The sequence below is a fragment of the Streptomyces sp. NPDC059355 genome (assembly GCF_042752335.1).
Classification (GTDB): Bacteria; Actinomycetota; Actinomycetes; order Streptomycetales; family Streptomycetaceae; genus Streptomyces.
Map to the genome: position 1 here is coordinate 124,221 of NZ_JBHYXN010000019.1, position 21,823 is coordinate 146,043.

Consider the following 21,823-nt stretch of genomic DNA (forward strand, 5'->3'; position numbering starts at 1 on the left):
GAGGTCCTCACGTCACATACGGAAGATGCCGAAGCCGCGATCGCCCAGCGGAGCGTTCGCGCACGCGGTCAGGGCCAGCCCCAGCACCTGCCGGGTCTCCATCGGGTCGATGACCCCGTCGTCCCACAGCCGCGCCGTGGCGTAGTAGGCGTTGCCCTGTTCCTCGTACTGCGCCCGGACCGGGGCCTTGAAGGCCTCCTCGTCCTCGAGCGGCCACTCCTGGCCCGCGCCCTCGATCTGGTCCCGCTTGACGGTCGCCAGCACGGACGCAGCCTGTTCGCCGCCCATCACGGAGATCTTGGCGTTGGGCCACATCCACAGGAAGCGCGGCGAGTACGCCCGCCCGCACATCGAGTAGTTGCCGGCCCCGTACGAGCCGCCGACGACCACCGTCAGCTTCGGGACCCGCGTGCACGCCACGGCCGTGACCATCTTGGCGCCGTGCTTGGCGATGCCGCCGGCCTCGTAGTCGCGGCCGACCATGAAGCCCGAGATGTTCTGGAGGAAGAGGAGCGGGATCCCGCGCTGGTCGCACAGCTCGATGAAGTGCGCGCCCTTCTGGGCGGATTCCGAGAACAGGATGCCGTTGTTGGCGACGATCCCGACCGGGTGGCCGTGGATCCGGGCGAAGCCGGTGACCAGCGTCTGCCCGTACTCCGACTTGAACTCCTGGAAGCGGGAGCCGTCCACGATCCGGGCGATGATCTCGCGGGCGTCGTACGGGGTGCGCGAGTCGACCGGCACCGCGCCGTACAGCCCGTACGGGTCCACCTTCGGCTCCTCGGGCGCCTCGACCGACCAGGGCAGGGCTCCGCGCTCGGGCAGGGTCGCCACGATGTTCCGTACGATCCGCAGCGCGTGCGCGTCGTCCTCCGCGAGGTGGTCGGTGACGCCCGAGGTCCGGGAGTGGACCTCGCCGCCGCCGAGCTCCTCGGCCGTGACCACCTCGCCGGTGGCGGCCTTCACCAGCGGCGGACCGCCGAGGAAGATCGTGCCCTGGCCGCGGACGATGACGGCCTCGTCGCTCATCGCCGGGACGTAGGCGCCGCCCGCCGTGCAGGAGCCGAGGACGGCGGCGATCTGCGGGATGCCGGCGCCCGACATGCGCGCCTGGTTGTAGAAGATGCGGCCGAAGTGCTCCCGGTCGGGGAAGACCTCGTCCTGCATGGGGAGGAAGGCGCCGCCCGAGTCGACGAGGTAGAGGCAGGGGAGACGATTCTCCAGGGCCACTTCCTGCGCGCGGAGGTGCTTCTTGACGGTCATCGGGTAGTACGTGCCGCCCTTGACGGTGGCGTCGTTCGCGACGATCACGCACTCGCGGCCGCTGACCCGGCCGATGCCGGCGATGACCCCGGCGGCCGGAGCCGCACCCCCGTACATGCCCTCGGCGGCCAGCGGGGCCAGCTCCAGGAAGGGGGATCCGGGGTCGAGGAGGGCGTCCACCCGGTCGCGGGGGAGGAGCTTCCCTCGGGCGGTGTGGCGGGCGCGGGCCTTCTCGCCGCCGCCGAGCCGGGCCGCGTCGAGCCGGGCGCGCAGCCCCTCGGTGAGCTCGCGGTGGGCGGCCTCGTTGGTCCGCCAGGCCTCGGACGCCGGGTCCGCGGCGCTCGTCAGCACTGGTGCCTGCTGCATCGGTCGAGCTCCCTTGCTCGGTGCACGCTGTTAATGAGCGTTAACGCATGTACAGCTTAGGTTAACGAGCGCTAACGGCCCTGTCTAGAATGGATTCCCATGAGCACCAGAGCCGCCGCCCCGACCCGTCGCGAGCAGATCCTCAGCGAGGCCGCCCGTCTCTTCGCCGCGCGCGGATTCCACGGCGTCGGCGTGGACGAGATAGGGGCCGCCGTGGGCATCAGCGGCCCCGGCCTCTACCGCCATTTCGCGGGCAAGGACGCCATGCTGGCCGAGCTGCTCGTCGGGATCAGCGAGCGGCTGCTGACGGGCGGCCGCCACCGGGTGGCCGAGGCCGCGGGCGACCCGGAAGGCGTACTGGCCTCCCTCATCGACGGCCACATCGACTTCGCGCTCGACGACCGGGCGCTGATCACCCTGCACGACCGGGAGCTGGACCGGCTGCGGGAGGCCGACCGCAAGCTCGTACGGCAGCTGCAGCGGCAGTACGTCGAGCTGTGGGTGGAGGTCGTACGGGAACTGCACCCACAGGTCGGCGAGGCGGAGGTACGGGTATCCGTGCACGCCGTCTTCGGCCTGCTCAACTCCACCCCGCACCTGGCGGCGCTCGGCCGGGAGGCGACGGAATCCCTGCTGCGGCGCCTCGTGCACGGGGCGTTCGGGGCGCTGTCGGGGTGAGGCGACGCGTCCGCTGGTCGGAATGGCACCGGCGTCCGGGGCCCGGCGGCGGCAGAATGGGCCGCATGCCGAAGCCGATAGAGACGCACGTACCGACCCGCGCCGAGCTCGTAGACCATCTGGTCCGCACCCGGATCTCGGGTCAGGTCGCGACGCCCCGTGAGAACAACCTGTCGCACTACCGCAAGCTCGCCAACGGCGACCGGCACTACTGGCTGGGCCTGGAGCTGGGCGACCGCTGGACGGACGAGCAGGACGTGCTCGCCGTGATGGCGGAGCGGGTCGGGGTCGTCGACGACGCCGCGCACCGTTTCGGCCAGGACACCATCGACCCGGAGCTGACCGTCTCCGGCCTCGACCGGATGGCGGCGCGACTGCGGAAGGCGGCCCTGGACCGGCAGAGCGTGCTGCTCGCCACGGGGCACCCGGGCGGCCTGCTGGACGTCCACCGGGCGACGGCCGCGGCGCTGCGCGCGGCGGGCTGCGAGATCGTGGTGATCCCCGCCGGCCTGGTCGCGGACGAGGGCTCGGTGTGGCAGTTCGCGGACGTCGCCGTGCTGGAGCGGGGCGCCACGCTGTGGCACACCCACTCCCCGGAGCCGATGGCCGCGATCCTGGACGGCCTGGCGGCGGCGAACCGCCCCCAGCCGGACCTGGTCGTCGCCGACCACGGCTGGGCGGGGTGCGCGGCGCAGCGCGGGCTGGACGCGGTGGGGTACGCGGACTGCAACGATCCGGCGCTGTTCCTCGGCGAGGCGGAGGGCACCCTCCAGGTGGCGGTCCCCCTCGACGACCACGTCCGCGACCCGCGATTCTACGACCCGATGGTGGCGTACCTGCTGTCGTCGGCGGGTCTGCTCTAAGGGGTGTCCGGCGGGGCGTCGCCGCGGCCCCGCCGGTGTGCGTGGTGCGCCGCCGGCTAGCTGAGCCAGCTCGTCATCTCGGTCTGGACGGCCGAGCCGTCCAGGTCCGCGAGCTTCATGCCGACGAAGGCGCGCGCCCAGTCGGACGTCTGGATCCGGAACGGCATCTTCTCGGCGGTCAGGGCGTCGACGACCGGCGCCGCCGCCTGCTCCGAGGTCTGGGCGGTGTCGCTGCCGAAGGACTGCAGGGCGTGGTTGATGTAGCCCTGCAGGGCCGGGGCGTACGGACCCGCCTGGGTGAGCAGTGCCGGGATGTCGAGCCCGACGTTGTTCACGAATTCGCTGGCGACGGCGCCCGGCTCGATGATGGACACCTGGACGCCCATGGCCGCGGCGACCGGGGCCAGGGACTCCATGAAGCCCTCGACGGCGAACTTGGCGGCGCAGTAGGACTCGTTGAACGGCTGGCCGATGACGCCGCCGACGCTCGTCACGGTGATGACCCGGCCGCCCGAGGCGCGCAGGTGCGGGAGCGCGGTGCGGGTGAGCTCGGCGACGCCGAAGAAGTTGACCTCCATGACGTTCCGCAGCTGCTCCATGCCGTGCTGCTCGATGGTGCCCACGAAGCCGGCGCCCGCGTTGTTCACGACCGCGTCGAGGTGTCCGTGCTCGGCGACGACCTCGGCCATGCACGCCGCCACGGACTGCGCGTCCGTCACGTCGAGCCGCTTGACCTGGACGAGCTCGGCGACGCCGGCCTCGGCGGCGGCCTTGTTCAGGGCGTCGGCGCGGGTGGTGTCGCGCATGGTGGCGACGGTGTGCCAGCCGGCCCGGGCGGCGGCGACCGCGGCGGCCAGGCCGATGCCGGAGGAGGTGCCGGTGATGAGGACGGTCTTGGCGGCGGTGTCGGTGCTCTTGGCGGTGCTCATGGAAGGCTCCCTAGATTTGTGCGTGCACACACACATTAACGATGTGTGCGCGTGCACGCAACCCGGTATCCTTCCCCCATGGCGCACACGCAGCTCAATCTGGACGGCCTCAACCCCCGCGACCACGCCTTCTACGGTCTGGTCTGGGCCGGAACCACCCTCACCGCCCGGGTCGACCAGGCGCTCACGCGCCGGCACGACCTGCCGCTGTCGTGGTTCGAGGTCATGCTGTGGCTGAGCGTCCAGAACGAGCCGGTCGCCCCGTCCGAGCTGGGCACCAGGACCCTGCTCAGCCGCAGCCAGGTCTCGCGCGTCGCCGATTCGCTCCGCGCCCGCGGCCTGGTCGAGCGGGTCCCGTCCCCGACGGACGCCCGGTCCGTGGGCATCACCCTCACCGAGGCGGGCCGCCGCGCCTTCGCGGAGGCCGACGCCACCCGCCGCGAGGCCCTCGCCGAGGTCTTCGACGACCGCCTCGACGACGCGGACATAGCCGCGCTGGAGGCGATCTGGGCCAAGCTCAAGGCCCGGCCCGAGGCGTAGCCGGTCCCGGCCCCACCGCCCCCTCGCCGAAAGGGCGTTGTCAGTGCCGGGCCCTAGCGTCGAAGGCATGACGAAACCGCCGACGAAGCAGAACGCGCTGTCCCCGCTGGCCGAGGACCCGCAAGGCCTTGCCCTGGGGCTGGAGTTGCCGCCGGGCACGCTGATCGACCGGCCCCGAGGGCGGTCCCTGCTGCGGTCCAGGGCGCGCCGAGAGCCGCTGCTGTGGGTCTCCGACGAGCCCGTCGGCGTCGGTGTGCTCGCCGCCTGCCGCTCCCGCCTGGCCCGGACCGGCGCGGGCCTTCAGGCGGTGCTGCTCCACGAGCGGCGCGGCCTGGAGGACTGGTGGACCCGCGACGAGCTGTGCCCCGGCTCGATGTCCGACCCCGAGGACCACCACGTCGAGCCGGTGCTGCGCGAGTTCTGGGCCGGTGTCGTCCCCGACCCCGAGGAGGGGGAGGGCCCCGACGGCGCGGGGCTCATAGCCCCCTTCGGCCGCGACTGGCCGGGCCTCGCGGAGCACCGGAGCCCGCGGGCGGACCCGGAGGCCGTCGCCCTCGCCCTCGCCGACGGCCTGATCCGGGACGGGGTCCTGCCGGGCCCGCGGCTCGCGCTGGTCCCCGCCGCCCGGGGAGCCGACGTACCCACCGCGATGGGCTGGCGGGGGGCGGCGAACCACGAGAACGACACGGCCCTGCTCTCCGCCGTCATGCGCTCGTGGGAGGAGCGGTTCGGTGCCCGCCTCATCGCAGTCGGCTTCGACGAGGTCCACCTGTCCGTGGCCGCCCCGCTCCCGACGACGGTCGCGGCGCTGCCGGTCGCCGCCGAGCACTTCGCCTTCTGCCCCGACAACGTGTGGCAGGGCTCGGGCAGCGTCCGCGCGTATGCCGACGAGGCCGTGGCCGGCTCGGAGCACTGGGCGTTCTGGTGGGACTGACGGAGCGGGCGTTACGCGCGGGGGACGCGTACGACGCCCTCCTGGATGACGGTCACGGCGAGGCGCCCGTCCTGGGTCCAGATACGGGCCTGCCCGAGCCCGCGCCCGGCCGCGGCCGAGGGGGACTCCTGGTCGTACAGCAGCCATTCGTCGGCGCGGAACGGCCGGTGGAACCACATCGCGTGGTCCAGCGAGGCGCCCACCACGTCGCCGACCGCCCAGCCGCCCCGGCCGTGCGCGAGCAGCACCGAGTCGAGCAGGGTCATGTCCGAGACGTACGTGGCCAGGCAGGTGTGCAGGAGCGCGTCGTCGCTCTCCAGCTTCCCGGCCGTACGGAACCAGACCTGCGAGCGCGGCTCGACCGGCTTGCCGACGCTGCCCCAGGGCGGGACGGTCGCGTACCTCAGGTCCACGGCGCCGCGCGCCTCGATCAGCCGCTCCACCGTGCCCGGGTCGCGGAAGATCTCCCGGTACGCGGGCAGCGCCTCGGCGGCCGTCGGCAGGCTCTCCGGATCGGGTGCGTCCGGCATCGCGGCCTGGTGGTCCAGGCCCTCCTCGTACGTCTGGAAGGACGCGGAGAGGTGGAAGATCGGCTGGCCGTGCTGGACGGCGACGACCCGGCGGGTGGTGAAGGAGCGCCCGTCGCGGATCCGGTCGACCGCGTAGACGATCGGCGCGCCGGGATCCCCGGCACGCAGGAAGTACGAGTGCAGTGAGTGCGCGGCGCGGTCCTCGGGCACGGTCCGCCCGGCCGCGACCAGGGCCTGGGCCGCGACCTGGCCGCCGAAGACGCGCGGTACCAGCGCCGAACGGCTGGTACCGCGGAAGATGTTCTCCTCGATCTGCTCCAGGTCGAGCAGATCGAGGAGCGTCGTCAGTGCCTCGTTCATGGAGTGAAGGCCAGGGCCTTACAGCCCCATCGCCTTGGCGATGATGGACTTCATGATCTCGCTGGTGCCGCCGTAGATGCGGTTGACGCGGTTGTCGGCGTACAGGCGCGCGATCGGGTACTCGTTCATGTAGCCGTAGCCGCCGTGCAGCTGGAGGCAGCGGTCGATCACGCGGTGCGCGACCTCGGTGCAGAACAGCTTCGCGGAGGCGGCCTCGGCGGGGGTCAGCTCGCCGGCGTCCAGGGCCTCCAGGGCGCGGTCCGCGACGGCCTGGGCGGCGTCCACCTCGGCCTGGCAGGCGGCCAGCTCGAACTTGGTGTTCTGGAAGTGCGCGACCGGCTTGCCGAAGACGGTGCGGTCGGTGACGTACTGCTGGGCGAACCGGACGGCCGCGGCGGCCTGGGCGTACGCGCCGAACGCGATGCCCCAGCGCTCGGAGGCCAGGTTGTGGCCGAGGTAGTAGAAGCCCTTGCCCTCCTCGCCGAGCAGGTCCTCGACGGGGACCTTGACGTCGACGAACGCCAGCTCGGCGGTGTCGGAGGTGCGCAGGCCGAGCTTGTCGAGCTTGCGGCCGATGGAGTAGCCCTCGGACTTGGTGTCCACGGCGAAGAGGGAGATGCCGAAGCGGCGGTCGTCCTCGCGCGGGGCGGCGGTGCGGGCGCAGACGATCACGCGGTCGGCGTGCACGCCGCCGGTGATGAAGGTCTTGGAGCCGTTGAGGACGTAGTGCGTGCCGTCCTCGGAGAGCTTGGCGGTGGTCTTCATGCCCGCGACGTCGGAGCCGGTGCCCGGCTCGGTCATCGCCAGGGCCCACATCTCCTCACCGGAGACGAACTTCGGCAGGTACCGCTTCTTCTGCTCGTCGTCGGCCAGCATCTTGATGTAGGGGAGCGCGAGCAGCACGTGCACGCCGGAGCCGCCGAAGTTCACGCCCGCGCGGGAGGTCTCCTCGTACAGGACGGCCTCGAACTTGTGGGTGTCCAGGCCCGCGCCGCCGAACTCCTCGGGGACGTTGATGCCGAAGATGCCCAGCTCGCCGAGCTTGTAGTAGAAGTCGCGCGGGGCCTGGCCGGCCGCGAACCACTCGTCGTAGACGGGGACGACCTCGGCCTCTATGAAGGCGCGGATGGTCTCGCGGAACGCTTCGTGGTCCTCGTTGAAAACGGTACGGCGCACAGCCGCCTCCTCGATCCTGTCGCCCGTCGCGCTGTCGCGCCGTGTCTAAGCGCTTGCTCAGACTATTAAGTTACCGGTGGGTCGGGTGGGCTGTCCAGAGTCGCGGAGGGGTACCGGGTGTGATGTCCGGCGCGGCCGGCGGGGGGAGCCGCCGGCCGCGCCGACTCTCACTTGCCGAGCATCTTGCCGGTCCACTGGCCGGCGGCGCCGTGCATCAGGCCCTTGTTGCCCAGGATCTGGGTGCCGGGCAGTGCGGCCATGCCGATGTCGCCGGTCGGCGCCGTGCCGTTGTGGGAGCCGACCGTGTTGTCGCGGCCGGCGTTGAACACGTCGTCGCCGGCCACCTGGTTCAGGTCGCCGAAGACGATCGAGTAGGTGTTGTCGATCGGCGCGTACACGGTGAAGGTGTTGTCGGCGCAGGCGGCGGAGGCGCCGGCCAGGATGACGCCGCCGGCGGCGAGAGCGGTCAGGGCGAGGCGGATCGATCGCACGAAGGCACTGCCTTTCGAGGTGGGGGTGGGGGAGCAGTGCGAACGTAGGCCGCCGCGCACCGCGAGGCGGCGAGCCCGCCGCCGGAAGCCCCGAGTCCATCCGTACGGCGCAGCCGCCCCCGCGCCGGTCCGGTCAGGACTCCGGGGCCCGGGTCAGCGCGAACCACAGCTCCATCCGGGTGTCCGGGTCGTCGAGGTTGAGGCCGAGGAGGGCCGCGGCGCGGGCGATGCGCTGGCGGACGGTGTTGCGGTGCACGCCGAGGGCGGCGGCGCTGCGGTCCCAGCTGCCGTGGTGGGCCAGCCAGGCGCGCAGGGTGTCCCGCAGGGCGGGGGAGAGCGGGCCGAGCAGGGCCTCGGCGTGGGCGCGGGCCTCGGCCGCGCCGACGAGCCCCGCGAGGCCGGGCTCGGCGTGCCGGGCCAGCGGGGTGCGGGCCGCCTCGGCGCGGTCCAGGGCCCGACGGGCCTGCGCGTCGGCGGTGGGCAGGGCGTCGGGGCCGGCCGGGGCGCTGACCCCGAGCCGCCACCCGGGCTGCGGGGCGGGCTCCCGGTCGGTGAGGAGCCGTACGGCCGGGCCCTCCGGGTCCAGCAGTACGGTGCCCAGCGCGGCGGCGAGGGCCTGCGGATCGGCGCCGCCGCGGGCGTGGACGGCGTACCAGGGCCCGGGCCCGCCCAGCGCCCCCGCGGGGGAGCCGCCGAGCAGCAGCCGGGCCAGCGCGGCGGCCTCGGCCCCGGCCGGCCGCTCCGCGGTGATCAGGGTCAGCAGGACGGCGGCGATGGAGGCGACGGTGTGGTCGCCGGGAGCCCGGGCCGGGGTGGCCAGAGCCAGCACCCGGCCGCCGCCGACGGCGTAGACGGCGAGGTGCGTTCCCCCGGCGGCGTCGGTGGCGGTGGCCGCCGCTCCGCCCGCCACCCGCCGCGCCAGCCCCCGCACGGCACCGAGCACCTCCTCCCCGACCCCGCCCCCGGCGGCCCGTACGATCCCGACCGGCGTGGCGGCGGGGGCCGCCGCGGGGTCGGGAGCCGCGGCCGGGCCGCTCCTGGGGCCCGGCCCTGCGGCCGCGGTGCCGGCCGGGGTCAGGAGGGCGGCCCAGCCGCCCAGGCTCGCCGCCAGGCGGGCCAGGACCGCCGCGACCGGGTCGGGGCGGGCGGCCGCCGCGGCGAGCGACTGCTGGACCTCGGCGACCCGGCGCAGCTCCCGGGTGCGGGCCTGCGCCATCAGCCGCCAGACGCTCCGGGCGACCGCCGTGAACGGGGTCCGCGGCGGGACCTCCAGCAGCGGCAGCCCGTACCGCGCACAAGCCGCCGCCAGCGCCGCCGGCACCTCCTCGTGCACGGGCGCCACGCCGAAGCCGAGCGCGGCCGCACCCGCGGCGACGAGCCCGCTCACGTACCCGTCGGGATCGGCCCCCAGTTCCGCGCCGGCGGTGAGCAGCAGCTCGCCGCCCAGCAGGTAGGGCGAGGGGTCGGCCATCTCGGAGGCGTGCACCCCGTGCACCTCGGCCTCGGCGGGCCCCGCGAGGTGGATCAGCCCCAGCTCCCGGTCGGCGAGCAGCGCGGCCAGGGGGACCGGTGGGGTGGGCGGGGCCTCCATGGATGCTCCGTACATATCAGAGACGGGTAATGGATGAAACGTACACTTCGCGCCCCCCTGGTGGCGGCTTAGGCTCGAAGCACCGCACCAGCACCCCCGCAGGACCTCCGGAAGGGCACCCCCCATGAGCACGCAGCCGCGCGGCCCCGTCGACTCCTCCCGCATCCCGCGCTACGCGGGCCCCGCGACCTTCGCCCGGCTGCCCCGCCTCGACGAGGTCGGCTCGGCCGACGTCGCCGTCGTCGGTGTCCCGTTCGACTCGGGCGTCTCGTACCGCCCCGGCGCCCGCTTCGGCGGCAACGCCATCCGCGAGGCCTCCCGCCTGCTGCGCCCGTACAACCCGGCGCAGGACGCCTCCCCCTTCGCGCTCGCCCAGGTCGCGGATGCCGGCGACATCGCCGTGAACCCCTTCAACATCAACGAGGCCGTCGAGACGGTCGAGGCGGCCGCGGACGAGCTCCTCGGTGCCGGCTCCCGCCTGATGACCCTCGGTGGCGACCACACCATCGCCCTCCCGCTGCTCCGCTCCGTCGCGAAGAAGCACGGCCCGGTGGCGCTGCTGCACTTCGACGCCCACCTGGACACCTGGGACACGTACTTCGGCGCCGAGTACACGCACGGCACCCCGTTCCGCCGCGCCGTGGAGGAGGGCATCCTCGACACCGAGGCGCTCTCGCACGTCGGCACGCGCGGCCCGCTCTACGGCAAGCAGGACCTGGACGACGACGCCAAGATGGGCTTCGGCATCGTGACCTCGGCCGACGTCTACCGGCGCGGCGCCGACGAGGTCGCGGACCAGCTGCGCCAGCGCATCGGCGACCGCCCGCTGTACATCTCGATCGACATCGACGTGCTGGACCCGGCGCACGCGCCCGGCACCGGCACGCCGGAGGCGGGCGGCATGACCTCCCGCGAGCTGCTGGAGATCATCCGCGGTCTGTCCTCCTGCAACCTGGTCTCGGCCGACGTCGTCGAGGTCGCCCCGGCGTACGATCACGCCGAGATCACCTCGGTCGCGGCCTCCCACACCGCGTACGAGCTGACGACGATCATGAGCCGCCAGATCGCTGCCGCGAAGAAGGCGCAGTAGGACCCGAGAAGGGCGAGTAAGCGCACGTGACGCACGACCACGACCTGGTACTCCGTCCCACCGAAGCCCAGACGGCTGCCGCGCTCGCGCCGCCGCCGGGGCGGACGGGCGGGGACCTGGTCGTGGAAACGCTCCGCGGCCTCGGCGCGACCACCGTCTTCGGTCTGCCCGGGCAGCACGCGCTCGGCCTCTTCGACGCGGTCGGACGCTCCGACCTGCGCCTGATCGGGCTGCGTACGGAGAACAACGCGGGCTTCGCCGCCGACGCGTACGGCCGCATCACCGGCGAGGCGGTTCCGCTGCTGCTCTCGACCGGCCCGGGCGCGCTGATGGCGCTGCCGGCCCTGGCGGAGGCGGCCGCGGCCTCGGCCCCCGTCCTCGCCATCGCCTCGCAGGTCCCGGTGGCGGGGCTGGGCGGCGGCTGGCGCGGGCACCTTCACGAACTGCGGGACCAGTCGGCTTCGTTCCGCGACGTGGTGAAGTCGGTCCACACGGCCCGCACGCCCTCGCAGATCCCCTCCGTGATCGCGGAGGCCTGGGAATCGGTGCTGTCGGCCCCGCACGGCCCGGTCTGGGTGGAGATCCCCGAGGACGTGCTGCGCGCGCAGACGGTGATCCCCCAGGTCACCGGCGTGGACGCGACCCCGCACGAGCTCGCCCCGCGCCCCGAGCTCACCGCGCTCGCGGCGCACTGGCTGGGGCGGGCCTCCCGCCCCGTGATCATCGCGGGCGGCGGGGTGGTCCGCTCGGACGCGGCGGGCAAGCTGCGGCAGCTGGCGGAGCGGCTGAACGCCCCGGTGGTCACCACCTTCGGCGGCAAGGGCGCCTTCCCGTGGACCCACCCGCTGTCCCTCCAGTCCTGGCTGGAGGACCGCCACATGACGGACTTCCTGGAGGACGCGGACGTCCTCCTGGTGGTCGGCTCCGGCCTGGGCGAACTGTCGTCGAACTACCACACGTTCTTCCCGGCGGGCCGGGTCGTCCAGATCGAGGCGGACCTCGGCAAGCTGGAGTCCAACCATGCGGCCCTCGGCATCCACGCGGACGCCCGCCTGGCCCTCCAGGCCCTCCTGGAGACGGTCCCGGAACGCCAGGACCCCCAGGCACCGGAACGCGTCCGCCTGCTCCTGTCGGAGATCGAGACCCGCCTGTCGACGCAGGACGTGGCGCTGGAGCGCGGGCTCCTCACCTCGATCCGCGCGGCCCTGCCCGCCCGCTCCCCGTCCTTCTGGGACATGACGATCCTGTCGTACTGGGCCTGGTCGGCGTTCGACGCGAAGCACCCCAACACGATGCACTCGGCGCAGGGCGCCGGCGGCCTCGGCTACGCCTTCCCGGCGGCCCTCGGCGCCTGCGTCGCGGAACCGGACACCCCGGTCCTGGCGGTCTCGGGCGACGGCGGCGCGATGTACTCGATCGCGGACCTGGCGACCGCGAAGCAGCACGACCTGGACGTGACCTGGCTGATCGTGGACGACGGCGGCTACGGCATTCTGCGCGAGTACATGACGGACTCCTTCGAGGGCCGCACGACGGCAACCGAGCTCACCCGCCCGGACTTCACGGCCCTGGCCGAGTCCTTCGGCGTCCCGGCATCGACGACGACCCCGCAAACCCTCCGCGAGGACCTGAAGAAGGCCCTGACCACCCCGGGCCCCACCGTCCTGGTCCTCCCGACCACCCTGAAGATGTTCGCCCCGACGCACCTGGCGTAACCGCGCCTTGCCGTTCGGTGCCCCTCACTCACCGCTGCCAGGCACTGGAAAATCCGCCCAGACCGTCTTGCCGATGCCGTGGGCGCGGGGCTCGACGCCCCAGCGGGCGACCACGGCGGCGACGACGGCGAGTCCACGACCGTTCTCGTCGTCCGTCCGGTGGGCCCGGGGCTCCAGATCCGTCCAGGGGCCGGCGTCGGCGACTTCGACGCGCAGGCACGCGCCGTCCCACAGAGCTTTCACCCCGATCTCGCGGCCGCGGGGTGCGCGGGCGTGCCGCACGGCGTTGGTGACGAGCTCCGACAGCGCCAGCTCGGCCGCCTCGGCGATCTGCGGGGCGACGCCCCAGGAACGGGCCTGCGCCCGGAAGAAGGCGCGCGCCCAGCCGGGGGTTCGCGGGGTCCGGGGCAGGAGCCAGAAGGCTCCGTCAGCGGGGGCCACGTACATCACCTCACCTATCTAGATAGGTTTCCAGTGAAGCGTCGGCTTGCGGGTCGGTCAAGGAGATGTCTAGATATGTCTTCCTGGTGTGGGGAGCCGATGGGCCGCAAGCGCTTCTTGACCTGTTGCGCGCCCTAGGCTGTCCGGAGGTGATCAGGAGGTTCGTATGCCAAGTGGCGCCGAGAAACGGCAGCCCAAGTACCAGCGCATCGCCACCGCGCTGAAGGAGTCCATTGCCGCAGGTCGGTACGGTCCAGGGGATCGGCTGCCCGGTGAGAGTGAACTGATGGGCACGTACGGAGTCGCCAGGATGACGGCCCGGCAGGCGTTCGCCGCCCTCCAGGCCGAAGGGCTGGTGGAGGCGCGCAAAGGCGCCGGAGTTTTCGTACGCGAGTTCAAGGTCGGCCTGCGCCGCAGAGGGATCCAGCGCCTCTCCGTCGAGGTCTGGGGAGCCGGCGGCTCGATCTGGGCCGCGGACGGCCATGGACGCGATCCCCAGGTGGAGTTCCTCGGTGTGTCCGAGGAGCGTGCTCCCGCCGGCGTGGCCGCGGCCCTGGGCCTTTCGGTGGGGGAGATCGTCCGTGTTCGCAGGAGGAGGTTCCTCCTCGACGGCAAGCCGGTCATGGCCGCGACCTCTTACCTCGACGCCGCCCTCACCGCCGGCACCGCCATCGCGGAGCCGGATTCCGGCCCCGGTGGCATCTACGCCCGGCTGGCGGACCTCGGCCGCAAGCCGGTGCGGTTCCGCGAAGAGGTCCGCTCCCGGATGCCCACCCCGGAGGAGGCCGACCGGCTCGCTCTCGCGTCCGGGACCCCGGTCGTCCTGGTCTGCCGTACCGCCTTCACCGCCGACGGTCGCGCGGTCGAGGTCAACGAGATGACCCTCGATGCCTCCGCCTACGTGCTGGAGTACGAGTTCGACGCCCAGTAGCCGGAGCGCATGAGCAGTCACCCGGTGGGGTGAAGTCCGCGCGCGGGGTCCGCACGCCGGTGCGATTGTTGCAGCGGGATGAAATCCGCCGGTCGGGGCGTTGGGGGAGCGGCAGGACTGGACGAACGGGGAGGACCACGTGGCGGCGGCAGCGACGGCAGCGGGCGAGAAACAGGGCTGGGCGAGGCGGCTGACCGCCTACACCTGGCGGTACCGGACCAATGTGCTGCTCGCCCTCGGATCCTCACTGGCCGGCATGGCCGTCATGGCACTCGTACCCCTGGTCACCAAGGTCATCATCGACGACGTCATCGGCGACCACACCAAGCCCATGGGCGTCTGGGCCGGGCTCCTCATAGGCGCCGCGGTCCTCGTGTACGTACTGACCTACATACGCAGGTACTACGGCGGCCGCCTCGCGCTCGACGTCCAGCACGACCTGCGCACCGACATGTACGACACCATCGCCCGCCTCGACGGGCGCCGCCAGGACGAGCTGTCCACCGGCCAGGTCATCGGGCGCGCCACCAGCGACCTCCAGCTGATCCAAGGGCTGCTCTTCATGCTGCCCATGACCATCGGGAACTTCCTCCTCTTCGGGATATCCCTCGGCATCATGCTGGCGCTGTCCCCGCTGCTGACCCTCGTCGCGCTGCTCATGGCCCCCGCCCTCTGGTTCATCGCCAAGCGCAGCCGCAAGAAGCTCTTCCCCGCCACCTGGTGGGCCCAGGGCCAGGCCGCCGCCGTCGCCACCGTCGTCGACGGGGCCGTGACCGGCGTCCGCGTCGTCAAGGGCTTCGGCCAGGAGGAGCAGGAGACCGGCAAGCTGCGCGACGCCGGGCGCCGGCTGTTCGCCGGCCGGATGCGGACCATCCGGCTCAACTCCCGCTACACCCCCGCCCTGCAGGCCGTACCCGCCCTCGGGCAGGTCGCCATGCTGGGCCTCGGCGGCTGGATGGCCACCCAGGGGCACATCACCCTGGGCACGTTCGTCGCCTTCTCCACCTACCTCGCCCAGCTCGTCGGCCCCGTCCGCATGCTCGCCATGATCCTCACCGTAGGCCAGCAGGCCCGCGCCGGCGTCGAGCGCGTCTTCGAGCTCATCGACACCGAGCCCGCCATCGAAGAGGGCACGCGGGAGCTGCCCGCCGACGCCCCCGCCACCGTCGAGTTCGACGCGGTCGGCTTCGGGTACGACCCCGGGCGGCCCGTCCTCGACGGGTTCTCGCTCTCCATCGCCGAGGGCGAGACCGTCGCCGTCGTCGGCGCCTCCGGCTCCGGCAAGTCCACCGTCTCCCTCCTCCTGCCCCGCTTCTACGACGCCGACCGCGGCGCCGTCCGCGTCGGCGGGCACGACGTACGCGAGCTGACGTACGACTCGCTGCGCGCCGCCATCGGGCTCGTGCCGGAGGACTCGTTCCTCTTCTCCGACACCATCCGCGCCAACATCGCGTACGGGCGGCCCGACGCCACCGACGCGCAGATCGAGGCCGCCGCCCGCGCCGCCCAGGCCGAATCGTTCATCCAGGCCCTGCCCGCCGGGTACGACACCAAGGTCGGCGAGCAGGGGCTCACCCTCTCCGGCGGCCAGCGCCAGCGCATGGCGCTCGCCCGGGCCATCCTCACCGACCCGCGGCTGCTGCTCCTCGACGACGCCACCTCCGCCGTCGACGCCCGCGTCGAGCACGAGATCCACGAGGCGCTGCGCGCTGTCATGGCAGGCCGCACCACCCTCCTCATCGCCCACCGTCGCTCCACGCTGGCGCTGGCCGACCGGATCGCCGTACTCGACCGCGGGCGGCTCTCCGACATCGGCACGCACGAGGAACTGGAGCGCCGCTCGCCCCTCTACCGGCGGCTGCTCACCGACCCGGACGCGCTCGGCGCCGGCTCGCCGCGCACGCCCGACGCGCCCGCGATGACCGAGTTCGAACGGGACATCGACGGGAAACTCGAACGGGACATCGAGCTCGAAGCCGAGATCGACTCCGAGCCGGTCAACGCCAAGCGGCGAGTGGTGGACGGGGTGACCCCCGAACTCTGGCGCCGCCAGGAGGAACAAGAGGAGGAAGAGGAAGAGGAAGCGGAGGCCTCCGCCGGGACCGCGGCCGCGACCGGCGCACCCGGAACCGGTGTCCCCGGCGCCACCGTGGCCGGCGCCGTCGCCGGTATGCCGGCCACCCCCGAGCTGCTCGCGCAGGTGGCCGCTCTGCCGCCCGCCGACGACGAGCCCGCCGTGGACGAGGACCGCGCCGCGGCCGCCGAGAAGAGCTACAACCTGCGCCGCCTGCTCCACGGCTTCTGGGCGCCGCTCGCCATCAGCCTCGCCCTCGTCGCCGTCGACGCCGGCTCCGGGCTGCTGCTCCCGATCCTGATCCGGCACGGCATCGACAAGGGCGTCGAACAGGCCGCCCTCGGCGCCGTCTGGGTGGCCGCCGTTCTCGCGCTCGGCGTCGTCGTGGCGCAGTGGGCCGCCCAGTTCGCCGAGACCCGGATGACCGGGCGCACCGGCGAGCGCGTCCTGTACGCCCTGCGCGTCAAGATCTTCGCCCAGCTCCAGCGCCTCGGCCTCGACTACTACGAGCGCGAGCTGACCGGCAAGATCATGACCCGGATGACCACCGACGTGGACGCCCTGTCCAGCTTCCTCCAGACCGGGCTCGTCACCGCCGTCGTCTCCGTCTTCACGTTCTTCGGCATCCTCATCGCCCTGCTCGTCCTCGACGTCGAGCTCGCGCTGATCGTCTTCGCCACCCTCCCCGTGCTGGTCGTCGGCACGATCGTGTTCCGCCGCAAGTCGGTCGCCGCGTACGAGCTCGCCCGCGACCGGGTCAGCTTGGTCAACGCCGACCTCCAGGAGTCCGTCTCCGGGCTGCGCATCGTCCAGGCCTTCCGCCGCGAGCGGGCCGGCGCCGCCCGGTTCGCGGAGCGGAGCGACTCGTACCGCGAGGCCCGGGTGCGCGGCCAGTGGCTGATATCCGTCTACTTCCCCTTCGTGCAGCTGCTGTCCTCCGGGGCCGCGGCCGCCGTGCTGATCGTCGGCGCGGGCCGGGTCGAGGCCGGCACCCTCACCACCGGCGCGCTGGTGGCGTACCTGCTCTACATCGACCTGTTCTTCGCCCCCGTCCAGCAGCTCTCCCAGGTCTTCGACGGCTACCAGCAGGCCACCGTCTCGCTCGGCCGGATCCAGGGGCTGCTGCGCGAGCCCACCAGCACCCCCCGCCCGACCGATCCGCGGGCGGTGAAGGAGCTGCGCGGCGAGATCGCGTTCGAGGACGTGCGGTTCGCGTACGGCACCGCCGAGGAGCGCGGCGAGAAGGGCGACGCGCTGGCCGGAATCAGCCTGCGCATACCCGTCGGCCAGACCGTCGCCTTCGTCGGCGAGACCGGCGCCGGCAAGTCCACGCTGGTCAAGCTCGTGGCCCGGTTCTACGACCCGACCTCGGGCCGGGTCACCGCCGACGGCGCCGATCTGCGGGAGCTCGACCTGACGGCCTACCGCCACCGGCTCGGGGTCGTCCCCCAGGAGCCGTACCTCTTCCCGGGGACGGTCCGCGACGCCATCGCCTACGGGCGGCCCGGGGCGGGTGACGCCGAGGTGGAGGCGGCCGCCCGCGCGGTCGGCGCCCACGACATGATCGCCACCCTCGACGGCGGCTACCTGCACACCGTCGCCGAGCGCGGCCGCAACCTCTCGGCCGGACAGCGCCAGCTGATCGCGCTGGCCCGCGCCGAACTCGTCGACCCGGACGTGCTGCTGCTCGACGAGGCCACCGCCGCGCTCGACCTGGCCACCGAGGCCCAGGTCAACCAGGCCACCGACCGGCTCGCCGGCAAGCGCACCACCCTCGTGGTGGCGCACCGGCTGACCACGGCCGCACGCGCCGACCGCGTCGTGGTCATGGACCGCGGCCGGGTCGTGGAGGACGGCACCCACGCCGAACTCGTGGCCCGCGGCGGTCGCTACGCCGAACTGTGGCGCACCTTCGTGGGCGAGGACGAACGCGCCGCCGCCTGACCCGCGCCACCGGCCCGCACCGGCCCGCAGACCCCCCGGATCTTGCTGTAGGCAACCTTCCGGGGGGTCTGCGCGTCGTACGTGCGTACGTGTTGCGTACGACCGATCGGGGGGCAGAGTGGAGCACGGGCGGAAAGGGCGCGGCCGGGGGGCCGCGTCGGCACGGGTGTTCGTGGCCGGGCTGATGCTGTGCGCGGGCGGGCTGCTCGCGGCGCCTCCGGCGCACGCGGCGACCGGCGGCTGCGGCGGTGACCTGGTCAGGACGCTGCCGCTGCAGGCGGGTGAGGTGCGCGTCTACAAGAGCCGTACGCAGGCCTGCGCGGTGACCGTCGCCCGCGATCCGGGCCGGCGCCGGGCGATGGCGGTGAGCATCCAGCCGCGCGGCGGGGTCCCGGTCCGCGATGCCGGGCAATTCACCCGATATGCCGGACCTGTCACTGTCGGTGCGATCAGCCGCTGCGTGTATGTAAAGGGGAGCATCGAGGCCGGATCCGTCGATTCCGGCTGGATTCTGTGCTGAACGAGCGGCCCAACTAGGTCTGGTCAGCGGCGCGTTGACCCCGCTAGGTTCACGGGCGACCGAAGTGAACTCAAGGGGAGGGTGAATGCGCAAGACGCTCGGCTGGCTGCTGTCACTCGTGGTGCTGATCGGCACCATGGGAACAGCCGGCTTCACGGCTCAGGCGGCCACCGCCGCAGGGCCGTCCGCCGCGACGGACATCAAGGACGAGATCCTCGGCATCGCGGGGATGAGTCTGATCGAGGAGAAGGAGTACCCCGGGTACCGCTTCTTCGTACTGAACTACGAGCAGCCGGTCGACCACCGGAACCCGTCGAAGGGCACCTTCAAGCAGCGCCTCACCCTGCTGCACAAGGACGTCTCCCGGCCCACGGTCTTCTTCACCTCCGGCTACAACGTCAACACCAGCCCGCGCCGCAGCGAGCCGACGACCATCGTCGACGGCAACCAGGTGTCGCTGGAGTACCGGTTCTTCACGCCCTCCCGGCCCGATCCGGCCAACTGGGCGAACCTGGACATCTGGCAGGCCGCCAGCGACCAGCACCGCATCTACACCGCCCTGAAGAAGGTCTACAAGAAGAACTGGCTGGCCACGGGCGGCAGCAAGGGCGGTATGACGGCGACGTACTACGAGCGCTACTACCCGCGCGACATGGACGGTGTCGTCGCGTACGTCGCGCCGAACGACGTCGTCAACAAGGAGGACTCGGCGTACGACCGGTTCTTCGCCAAGGTCGGCACCAAGGAGTGCCGCGACAAGCTGAACGCGGTGCAGCGCGAGGCGCTCGTACGCCGTGAGCCGCTGGAGGCCAAGTACACGGCCGCCGCCGCCGAGAACGGCTGGACCTTCAACACCGTCGGCAGCCTCGACAAGGCCTACGAGGCCGTCGTGCTCGACTACGTGTGGGCTTTCTGGCAGTACAGCCTGCTGGCCGACTGCGCCTCGATCCCGGCCGCCGCGACCGCGAGCGACCAGGAGATCTGGGACTCGATCGACACGATCTCCGGCTTCTCGGCCTACGCCGACCAAGGCCTGGAGACGTACACGCCGTACTACTACCAGGCGGGCACGCAGCTCGGTTCGCCCGACATCAAGCAGCCGCACCTCAAGGGCCTGAGCCGCTACGGCTACCAGCCGCCGCGCAACTTCGTGCCCCGCGACATCCCGATGACCTTCCAGCCGGGGGTCATGGCGGACGTCGACAACTGGGTGAAGAACAACGCCAACCAGATGCTGTTCGTGTACGGGCAGAACGACCCGTGGGGTGCAGAACCGTTCCACCTCGGCTACACCGTCCGCGACAGCTACGTCATGATCGCGCCGGGCGCCAACCACGGGGCCAGCGTCTCCAAGCTCATGGACGGCGAGAAGGCGCTGGCCACGCAGAAGATCCTGCAGTGGGCCGGGGTCGCGCCGACCGCCGCGCTGGCCGACGCGGGCCGGGCGACGCCGCTGGCGAAGCCCGACGCGGTGCTCGACCGGAAGGACCTGGAGCGCGAGCCGCAGCTGCGGCCGTAGCCCCGCCGCGGGCTGCGGGCTGTCGTACGCGCTCAGTCGTACGAGAGCCCGTGGCCCAGCGGGTAGCGGCCCGGCACCGGGACCGGGAGCCGGCCCGTGGGCCGTACCGCCCCGGTGACCACCCGGGCCGCCGCCCGCATCTCCACGTCCGTCCAGGTGTACGTCGCCAGCTCCGCCGCGCACGCGGGCAGCCGGGCGGGGTCGTACGGATTGCGGATCGCCACCAGGACCACCGGCACCCCGGTGGCCAGCAGCTCCTTGACCAGCGTGCGCTGCGGATCGTCCCCCTCGGGGACGTTGTACGTGCAGACCAGTACCGCCGCGTTGCCGGGAGCCGCTGCCACCGCCCGGGCGGGCGGCGCGGCCGTCGCCCGGCAGCCCAGGGCGGTCAGCTCCCGGGCCAGTACCGTCGTAGGGGGTCCTGTCGTACCGCTGGGGGAGGCGGGGTCGGTCCCGGTGACCAGCACCCGGGGCGCGGCCGCCGGGTCCAGCGGCAGCAGCTTGACGGGGTTGGCCAGCAGGGTCGTCGTACCCGCCGCGATCTCGTCCGCGGCCGTCAGATGCGCCGGGATCCCCACCAGCGTGTCCGTCTGCCCGGCGGCGGTGTGCGCCGCGTCGAACAGGCCCCGGCGGGCCTTCAGTTCCAGGATCCGCAGCACCGACTCCTCGATCCGGGCCTGCGTCAGCTCGCCCGCCTCGACGGCCGCGAGCACGCTGCGGTGCGCGAGGCCCAGGTCCGGCGGGTTCAGCAGCTGGTCGCAGCCCGCCTTCAGGGCCAGTACCGGGACCCGGTCGTCCCCGTACTTCTGGCGTACCCCGGCCATGTCGAGGGCATCGGTGACCACCACCCCGCGGAAGCCGAGGCGTTCACGCAGGATGCCGGTCACGATCGGCCGGGAGAGGGTCGCCGGGTCCCCCGAGGGGTCGAGCGCGGGGAAGACGATGTGCGCCGTCATCACGGCGTCCACGCCGGCCTCCACCGCCGCCCGGAACGGCGGCTCGTCCAGCTCCTCCCACTGGGCCCGGCTGTGCCGCATCACCGGCAGTCCGACGTGGCTGTCGGTCTCGGTGTCCCCGTGGCCCGGGAAGTGCTTGGCGGTGGCGGCCACTCCGGCGCCCTGGTAGCCGCGGACCTGCGCGGCGACCAGGGCCGCCACCGCCTGCGGGTCGGAGCCGAAGGACCGGACGCCGATCACCGGATTGGCCGGGTTGACGTTCACGTCGGCCACCGGCGCGTAGTCCTGCCGGATGCCCATCGCGGCCAGCTCGGCACCCGCGATGCGCGCGGCGCGGCGGGCCTCGGCGGTGGCCGTGGAGTCTGAGTCGGATCCGGAGTCGGATCCGGTACCACCCGTACCCGTATTCGTACCGCCTGCCCCGCCCGTACCGCCTTCCCCGTGGCGCGCCCCCAGGGCCATCGCCCCCGGCAACAGCGTCGCGGGCTTGCCGATGCGCGCCACGGCGCCGTGCTCCTGGTCCGTGGAGAGCAGCAGCGGGACACCGGAACCGGTTCCGGCCGCCGCCCGCTGGAGGGCGGCCGACAGCTCGGCGATCTGCTGCGGGCCGCGGGTGTTGTGGGCCCAGGAGAAGTAGATGATCCCGCCGAGGTGGTAGCGGGAGACCAGCTCGGCTGCGGTGCGCACCCCGAACAGCTTCAGGTTCTGCTCGGCGTCCGCCGGGTCCGGATCGGTCGCCGAATGCCCGTACGCGCGCGATACGAAGAGCTGCCCGACCTTCTCGGCCAGGCTCATCCCGGCCACCAGGCGGCGCAGCTCGGCCCGGTCGGGCGCCCGGCCCGGCGGCCGGTCCCCGCTCCCGTGCCCGAACCACCCGACGCACCGGGACTACCGGGAGGCAGCAGTGAGGAC

18 protein-coding genes are annotated in these 21,823 nt (G+C 72.9%); 10 read left to right on the forward strand and 8 right to left on the reverse strand.

All coding sequences use genetic code 11. The features are described 5' to 3' along the window. Positions 1 to 12 precede the first annotated feature (12 nt). Positions 13 to 1,629, reverse strand: a complete 1,617-nt coding sequence (locus ACFXGI_RS19905; RefSeq protein WP_384708067.1) for a carboxyl transferase domain-containing protein — start codon at positions 1,627 to 1,629, stop codon at positions 13 to 15. Positions 1,630 to 1,728: 99 nt separating this feature from the next. Between ACFXGI_RS19905 and ACFXGI_RS19910 the strand changes: the two genes are divergently transcribed. Further along, the gene (locus tag ACFXGI_RS19910) at positions 1,729 to 2,307 is read left to right on the forward strand and encodes a TetR/AcrR family transcriptional regulator (protein ID WP_384708069.1); all 579 of its coding nucleotides are present in this window, start codon (positions 1,729 to 1,731) and stop codon (positions 2,305 to 2,307) included. A 56-nt stretch (positions 2,308 to 2,363) separates the two neighbouring features. Next, the gene (locus ACFXGI_RS19915) at positions 2,364 to 3,170 is read left to right on the forward strand and encodes a phosphatase (RefSeq protein ID WP_030868509.1); all 807 of its coding nucleotides are present in this window, start codon (positions 2,364 to 2,366) and stop codon (positions 3,168 to 3,170) included. A gap of 56 nt (positions 3,171 to 3,226) precedes the next feature. Here the strand turns inward: ACFXGI_RS19915 and ACFXGI_RS19920 are convergent, their stop codons facing one another. After that, entirely contained in the window at positions 3,227 to 4,099 is an 873-nt protein-coding gene (locus tag ACFXGI_RS19920; RefSeq protein ID WP_384708072.1) for an SDR family NAD(P)-dependent oxidoreductase, read from the reverse strand. Positions 4,100 to 4,177: 78 nt separating this feature from the next. On the opposite strand from ACFXGI_RS19920, the gene ACFXGI_RS19925 reads away from it, so the two are divergent. After that, positions 4,178 to 4,639, forward strand: coding sequence for a MarR family winged helix-turn-helix transcriptional regulator (locus tag ACFXGI_RS19925; protein ID WP_384708075.1), 462 nt, complete (start codon positions 4,178 to 4,180; stop codon positions 4,637 to 4,639). 67 nt (positions 4,640 to 4,706) lie between these two features. Next, positions 4,707 to 5,573: a DUF4253 domain-containing protein gene (locus ACFXGI_RS19930; protein WP_384708078.1), complete on the forward strand. Its 867-nt coding sequence runs from the start codon at positions 4,707 to 4,709 to the stop codon at positions 5,571 to 5,573. An 11-nt stretch (positions 5,574 to 5,584) separates the two neighbouring features. On the opposite strand, the gene tesB is transcribed toward ACFXGI_RS19930, so the two are convergent. The 4 genes from tesB to ACFXGI_RS19950 form a co-directional block, all read right to left on the reverse strand. Next, positions 5,585 to 6,463: an acyl-CoA thioesterase II gene (tesB, locus tag ACFXGI_RS19935; RefSeq protein ID WP_384708081.1), complete on the reverse strand. Its 879-nt coding sequence runs from the start codon at positions 6,461 to 6,463 to the stop codon at positions 5,585 to 5,587. Between the two features lie 18 nt (positions 6,464 to 6,481). Beyond that, the gene (locus ACFXGI_RS19940; protein ID WP_229339548.1) at positions 6,482 to 7,639 is read right to left on the reverse strand and encodes an acyl-CoA dehydrogenase family protein; all 1,158 of its coding nucleotides are present in this window, start codon (positions 7,637 to 7,639) and stop codon (positions 6,482 to 6,484) included. Positions 7,640 to 7,806: 167 nt separating this feature from the next. Next, positions 7,807 to 8,130 carry a hypothetical protein gene (locus tag ACFXGI_RS19945; RefSeq protein ID WP_384708084.1) on the reverse strand — a complete coding sequence of 108 codons (324 nt, stop codon included), beginning with the start codon at positions 8,128 to 8,130 and terminating at the stop codon, positions 7,807 to 7,809. 133 nt (positions 8,131 to 8,263) lie between these two features. Continuing rightward, on the reverse strand, positions 8,264 to 9,721 hold the full coding sequence (locus ACFXGI_RS19950; protein WP_384708087.1) for a helix-turn-helix domain-containing protein: 1,458 nt from the start codon (positions 9,719 to 9,721) through the stop codon (positions 8,264 to 8,266). Positions 9,722 to 9,845: 124 nt separating this feature from the next. Here ACFXGI_RS19950 and speB point away from each other — a divergent pair, with 124 nt between their 5' ends. Continuing rightward, positions 9,846 to 10,811, forward strand: coding sequence for an agmatinase (gene speB / locus ACFXGI_RS19955; protein ID WP_030868531.1), 966 nt, complete (start codon positions 9,846 to 9,848; stop codon positions 10,809 to 10,811). Positions 10,812 to 10,837: 26 nt separating this feature from the next. Next, positions 10,838 to 12,526: a thiamine pyrophosphate-binding protein gene (locus ACFXGI_RS19960; RefSeq protein WP_384708090.1), complete on the forward strand. Its 1,689-nt coding sequence runs from the start codon at positions 10,838 to 10,840 to the stop codon at positions 12,524 to 12,526. Between the two features lie 24 nt (positions 12,527 to 12,550). On the opposite strand, the gene ACFXGI_RS19965 is transcribed toward ACFXGI_RS19960, so the two are convergent. Continuing rightward, positions 12,551 to 12,967 carry an ATP-binding protein gene (locus ACFXGI_RS19965; RefSeq protein WP_384708093.1) on the reverse strand — a complete coding sequence of 139 codons (417 nt, stop codon included), beginning with the start codon at positions 12,965 to 12,967 and terminating at the stop codon, positions 12,551 to 12,553. A gap of 166 nt (positions 12,968 to 13,133) precedes the next feature. Here ACFXGI_RS19965 and ACFXGI_RS19970 point away from each other — a divergent pair, with 166 nt between their 5' ends. The 4 genes from ACFXGI_RS19970 (at position 13,134) to ACFXGI_RS19985 (ending at position 19,955) form a co-directional block, all read left to right on the forward strand. Next, a complete protein-coding gene (locus ACFXGI_RS19970; RefSeq protein WP_384708096.1) occupies positions 13,134 to 13,898 on the forward strand; it encodes a GntR family transcriptional regulator in 765 nt (254 codons plus the stop codon). A gap of 139 nt (positions 13,899 to 14,037) precedes the next feature. Then, positions 14,038 to 17,916 carry an ABC transporter ATP-binding protein gene (locus tag ACFXGI_RS19975; RefSeq protein ID WP_384708099.1) on the forward strand — a complete coding sequence of 1,293 codons (3,879 nt, stop codon included), beginning with the start codon at positions 14,038 to 14,040 and terminating at the stop codon, positions 17,914 to 17,916. A 172-nt stretch (positions 17,917 to 18,088) separates the two neighbouring features. Next, positions 18,089 to 18,436 carry a hypothetical protein gene (locus tag ACFXGI_RS19980; protein WP_384708102.1) on the forward strand — a complete coding sequence of 116 codons (348 nt, stop codon included), beginning with the start codon at positions 18,089 to 18,091 and terminating at the stop codon, positions 18,434 to 18,436. An 85-nt stretch (positions 18,437 to 18,521) separates the two neighbouring features. Beyond that, positions 18,522 to 19,955: a S28 family serine protease gene (locus ACFXGI_RS19985; protein WP_384708104.1), complete on the forward strand. Its 1,434-nt coding sequence runs from the start codon at positions 18,522 to 18,524 to the stop codon at positions 19,953 to 19,955. Positions 19,956 to 19,987: 32 nt separating this feature from the next. Here ACFXGI_RS19985 and ACFXGI_RS19990 read toward each other — a convergent pair whose 3' ends face one another. After that, positions 19,988 to 21,727: a glycoside hydrolase family 3 protein gene (locus ACFXGI_RS19990; RefSeq protein ID WP_384708125.1), complete on the reverse strand. Its 1,740-nt coding sequence runs from the start codon at positions 21,725 to 21,727 to the stop codon at positions 19,988 to 19,990. Between the last annotated feature and the right edge of the window lie 96 nt (positions 21,728 to 21,823).